Here is a 4,701-nt window from a genome sequence, read left to right on the forward strand (position 1 = left end):
GAGCGACTCAGGGGTGTCGTCGGTACTGGTGCTGCCGCTACCGCCCGTTCCACCGGTACCGCCGGTACCGCCGGTCCCACCCGTGCCGCCCGACGCGGGCTCTTCGCCCTTGGCCTGGGCGCCAGCGATGGCGATGGCGCCACTGCGTCCGTCGGTGGAGGCGGTAACTTCCACGCTGTCGGCGTGGATGCCGGCCGTCGGCCGCGCTGAAGCCGCCGCCGCGCCCGGTTCGGCCAGGCTGCCATCGGCGCTGTTGTCGCCGATGTAGGCCTGGGTATCGGTGGTGAGGTTGTTGATGGCGATGCCCACGCCCACGCCAACGCTGGTGCCCTGGGCGATGGCGCCGGCGATCGACCACACGCCCACGCCCTGATGGGCATCGACAGCTACGCTGCCGGCAGTCACCTTGGCGGTATTGGCGATGGACGCATGCGTGGCGTTGTCGATGTTCGCCATGGCGAAGATGACGTTGCCGGAAATGCCCGAACCACGACCGGCCGACGGCGTCACCACCACCATCTGCTGGGTGTCGTTGGCTTCCACGTTCACCGCGGCGGCCTGGATGGTGGCCGCGTCGCCGATACCGGCGGTGGTGTTGTCGCTGTAGTTCACCAGGTTCACGCCGCCGCCGACGGAACTGGCGTCGGTGCCGCTGCCCTCGGTGCCCTGCACCTTCAGCAGGTCGAAGTTGCCGGCGATGTCGATGGTCTGCACCGTGGTGTCGGCGGTAACGCCGAGCGAGTGCGACCATGCCAGGGATGCATCATCGATGGCGGTGCCTTCGGCATCGCTGCCGAACGTGGCCGTCGCCGTCCACGCGGCATCGGTGTTGGCCGTGGCATGCAGCGATGCGCCGCTGCCCACCCAGGCGGTGTTGTCGTTGCCGAGCTGGAAGTAGTTCACCGCGCCGGCAATACCGACCTTGTCGGTCTTGGAGGTGGCGTTGACGTAGCTGGCGGCCAGCGGCGCGCCGTTGGCCTTCAGGTCGTCGTAAATGGTGCTCAGGAACTCAGGGATATTGGCAAAGTCATCCAGGCCCGAGGTGCTGGGCAGGTCCCAAGGCACGGTCACTTCGCTGCCCACGCCGATGTTCAGCGCGGTGATGTTGGCGTTGCTGCCGATGGTGGCCGAGCCGTCGTTGTGCACCAGCGTGACGTCGATGGCCAGGCTTCCCGACACATTGGCGCTGTTGTCGTCGCCGGACTCGGTTTCGGTGGTGGCGCTGGTTTGCGTACCCTTGCTTTCGATCAGCGACTGCACGGCTACATTGCCCGATGCCACCACAGCTGCATTGGGACCGATGGCCGCGTGCGAGCCCTGGTCGGCGTCGATCAGCGACAAGCCCAGCCCACCGCGAACGTAGCTCTTGTTCTTGTCGGCGTCTTCGCCTTCGGGCGTGGTGCTTACGGGTGTTTCGCCTTCCTGCTTGCCAACTTCGGCATCGGCTTTCAGGAAGTAGTCGCCGAGCTTGCCTTCGAGCCAGGCAACCAGGCCGTCGCCGCCGGAAGAGACGACCTCTTTCGGATCGGTGTCCTCCGCTTCGGTACCGACGGAGGTTTCCGTGGACACGGACATCTTTTCGGTGGTCGAACCGCTCACTACGGTCAGCGACTTGATCGGATTGGCGACGCTGCCAAGGTTCGCATCGCTTTCGGCCTGGGCGTTGGTATCGACGAACAGCAGCGCGGCGTTGGCGCCCACCGGACTGTTGCCGGTAGCCTCCACCTTCGATTCGATCTCGTAGCTGCCGCTATTGCGTGCCAGCACGCTAACGTCCTGGCCGGTGATGCTGGCGCCCGAAGCGATGGTGGCCTGGGTATTCACGATGACATTGCCCACCACCGCCGAGACGGCAACGGCCTTGTCACCGGAAACTTCCGAGGAAATATCCAGGTCCGAACCGTGCAATGCCTTGATGGTGACGTTGCCCGAGGCGTTGATGCTCGCGCCGCCGGCCACGGAGGCCTCGGTGGTGCCGCGCACTTCACCGTAGATCGCCGCAGCCAGCACGGGGCTCGAGCCCACGCTGTTGAGCGCCGAGGTGGCGGACTTCGACTGCGACAACGCCTGCACGGTGACATCGCCCGTGGCGTTGATATGCGCGCCCGACTGCACCTGTACCTTGGCGGTGGCGTTGGAGGCAACCACGCCGAAAGGCAGCGCCGGCAGGCCGATGTTCACCACGCCCGACGGCAGCAGGCTGCCGAGGGTGTTGATCGCCTGGTTCAGGTCGGAATAGTCCGCGGTGGAGCGGCTATTGGCCGACAGCGTGACGTTCTTGCCGGTGATCGTGCCCGACACCGTGATGCCGGTGGTCGCGGTGGACTGGCCCGACAGTACGGTGTCTTCGGCATCGGCCGTCAGGGTGATGTCCGATACCGCGTTGTTGCTGCTGTCGGCCGACTTCAACGTGCCCGACACATCGATCGTGGCGGCATCCAGGTGGATGCCCTTGTCGTCCGCGACCACCGTGATGGCGCCGTCTTCGCCCACGTTCACCGCCGCCAGGCCCGTGCCATTGGCGCCGCCGGTGACGAACACCGTGCCCGAGGCATCGATCGCACGCGCCTGCACGCGCACGCCGGAGGTGGTGTTGATCGTGCCCTTCAGGCTGACATCGGCAGCGCCGTGGTCGATCGAACCGTTGAGCAGGCTGTCGGTCACCGAGCCGCCGCCGTTGGCGCCTTCGGCGTTGAGCTTGGCCATGGTGGCCTGGCTGGGCGTGGCAATGGCCAGCGCGCCGGCATTGATCACGCCGGTGGTACCCAGCACGAAGCCGTTGGCGTCGGCAAAGAACACCCGACCCGCGCCTTCGGTGCTGCCCAGGAAGCTGCTGACCGTGCCGTTCACCACGGCCTGGTTGTCCACCAGGTTCACCAGGTTCTCGCTACCGGTGGGCAAGTGCAGGTTCACCTTGTCGCCGCCGCCGACGGTGAAGTCCTTGAAGGTGTTGAAGGCGGTCTTGCTGCCGTTCTTCGCCACCGTGCTGACGTCGATGGTGGTCGCGTTGGTCTGGGTGATGTTGGTGGTACCGGGCAACCTGTTCGCCGAGACCGTCACCGTCGATGCCGCCCACGCCGCTGGTGCGCCCAGGCTGAGCGCGCTGGCCAGGGCTACCGAGAGCTTCCGCAGTGGATGCGAGCCGATGCCGGTGGCCTGGCCTTCGCGCAGCTGCAAGGAAGCGCCCTTGCGGGCGACGTGCGATGACGAACTGGACATATCCGTAGATCCCCTGTTGGCGCCGCGGGGTTTGCCCGGGCGCCGGTTGACGGGAAATGCCCCGTCCGCACGTATATCGAAGGCGCCCCTCGTGGGGCGCCGGACACTTCAGTTGATCGTGTTGCTGGCCGGCTGCCGGCGATCCAGTCGCGCTGAAAGCCGCTGGACGTTCTGCAGCGACGACAGGTGGGCATGGATGGCTGACAGGTCACCGCTGGCGTGCAGCGCCTGCAACGGCTTGCCCTTCAGCGCCGCCAGGCGCGTGGCGTCGACCACCTGGAAACCATCCAGCATGCTGGACTTGCCCGAGGCGGTCTGCACGTGCAGCGTGCGAGCCTGGAGCAGGCCCAGATCGCGCAGGCGCCCGGTAAAGGCGCGCGTCTGCTTCAGGCTGGCCTGGAAATCGGTAAGGAACTTCACCGCGTGGGCCAGCACCGTGGATTCAGTGCCATCGGCATTGAACAGGTGCGCGCCTTCCTCGGTGCCCAGGCCTGCAAAGGCCTCATCGATGCAGACGGTGAAATCCTCGCCCCCGTCCTTCTCGGCCAGCACGAACGGGTAGCGGCGGATGAAGGCCGGCAGGTAGGCATCGACCGCCCAGTTGCCGTCGTCGCCGACGAACAGGTTGTCGCCCTGGGCCAGGCCAAGCAGCACGGCCGGTTGCTCGGCACCCGGGGCGCCGGCGAAGACAATCGGATAGTCCAGGCTCGCCCGCTGGAATTCGGCCACCACCAGCGGTACGGAGTTCACCGCGCGGGCGAACGCGAAGCCTACCGGGGCCGGCGACAAGCGCAGCTGGCGGTGCGCCACGCGGTTCAACTCCCGCGGACGGTCATAGATAAGTAATTGCTTCACAAGATTCCCCCTGAAGAAAATGTGAGCTACGTCACACATTGTCGGGGTGGGCGTGACTGGGGTCAATCCGCAAGATTCCGGACTGCCCTCCCCCCGAGTTGGGGACCTCGGCGCTCACGCCAGGTCCTAATGGGGGATGCGCAAAGGGGCGGGAAAAGACGACAGACAGCGTCACGGGCTTGGAGTAACCTTTTCCCGGCAGGGGGAAAACGACATGCAGATGGGCGAAAACGTCATAGCGCCGGCGGCCGCGCAGCCGGGCGAAGTGACCCAATTGCTGCGGCTGGCCGAGATCGGCGAGCCGGCGGCCATGGACGAACTGATGCGCCGGATGTACGGCAGCCTGCGCCGGCTGGCCCGGGCCCAGCTGCGCCACGAGCGCGGCGACTGCACGATGAACCCCACCGAGCTCGTCAACGAGGCCTACCTTAGGCTTTTCCACGGCGGCAAGCTGCCGGAAGTGGCCGACCGCGGGCATTTGATCGGCCTGGCCGCCCGCGCCATGCGCCGGGTGCTGATCGATTCCGCCCGGCGCCGCCACGCGCAGAAACGACCCTGCGCCTTCGACCGCACTGGCATCACCCAGATCGCCGACAACCTCGCCGAACAGGCCTCGCCGGACGAACT

Annotated in this window: 3 protein-coding genes; 1 reads left to right on the top strand and 2 read right to left on the bottom strand. The window is 66.5% G+C overall.

Features of this window, described 5'->3' with window-relative positions:
* Positions 1–3,219, bottom strand: a 3,219-nt coding sequence (locus tag VK519_RS03455; RefSeq protein ID WP_324347707.1) for a leukotoxin LktA family filamentous adhesin, incomplete at its 3' end; no start/stop codon positions are given.
* A gap of 108 nt (positions 3,220–3,327) precedes the next feature.
* A complete protein-coding gene (locus VK519_RS03460) occupies positions 3,328–4,074 on the bottom strand; it encodes a SapC family protein (RefSeq protein WP_324347709.1) in 747 nt (248 codons plus the stop codon).
* A 214-nt stretch (positions 4,075–4,288) separates the two neighbouring features.
* Here VK519_RS03460 and VK519_RS03465 point away from each other — a divergent pair.
* Positions 4,289–4,701 (top strand): ECF-type sigma factor (locus tag VK519_RS03465; protein ID WP_324347711.1); only part of this gene is annotated, 413 nt, incomplete at its 3' end.

It is taken from the genome of Pinirhizobacter sp., assembly GCF_035317885.1.
Taxonomy (GTDB): Bacteria; Pseudomonadota; Gammaproteobacteria; order Xanthomonadales; family Rhodanobacteraceae; genus Pinirhizobacter.